Source organism: Acinetobacter sp. WCHAc060042 (genome assembly GCF_003231195.1).
Taxonomy (GTDB): domain Bacteria; phylum Pseudomonadota; class Gammaproteobacteria; order Pseudomonadales; family Moraxellaceae; genus Acinetobacter.
On sequence record NZ_QKVN01000118.1, the window covers coordinates 1 to 799 of the forward strand.

1 protein-coding gene is annotated in these 799 nt (G+C 38.0%); it reads left to right on the forward strand.

Translation table 11 applies throughout. The features are described 5' to 3' along the window. Positions 1 to 799: IS3 family transposase (locus DPG01_RS18485; protein WP_110976011.1), on the forward strand; the 799-nt coding region annotated here is incomplete at both ends.

Sequence of the window (799 nt, forward strand, 5' to 3'; positions counted from 1 at the left end):
GACTTGTATCTGAATTAAGGCAAAGCTATCCACTAAGACATTTATTACGCGCATCTAAAATGGCTCGAAGCACGTACTTTTATCATGAGAAGTCATCAAAACTCGAAGATAAATACAGTGATTTAAAACAGCAGATCAAGGCGATCTATCATCAACATAAAGGGCGATATGGCTATCGAAGGATTACACTTGCCTTGAAAAACATGGGATTAGTGATTAACCATAAGTGTGTTCAAAAGCTTATGCAGTCCATGAAGCTAAAATCACGCATCAGAATAGCGAAATATCGTTCTTATAGGGGGCAAGTAGGTCGAGTTGCAGACAATGTATTACAACGTCAATTTGAATCAAATCAGCCCAACCAGAAGTGGGTTACAGATGTAACGGAATTCAATGTTCGGGGTGAGAAGCTTTATTTATCACCGATCATGGACTTATTTAATGGTGAAATTATTTCCTTTCAAACCCAACGTAGACCGATGTTTGGATTGGTGAAAGAAATGCTAAAAGATGCACTGAACAAGCTCAAACCAACTGAAAAGCCCATCATCCATTCAGATCAGGGTTGGCAGTATCAAATGAGATTTTACCAGCAACAGTTAGCAGAACGAGGGCTAATCCAAAGCATGTCGCGTAAGGGGAATTGTTTAGACAATGCCTCTATGGAAAGCTTCTTTGGAATACTCAAATCAGAGTGTTTCTATGGTGAAGAATTTAAATCTGTTGATGAGTTAGAGCAAACCGTGAAAGAATATATTCACTATTACAACCATGAAAGAATCAAGGTTAAATTAAAAGG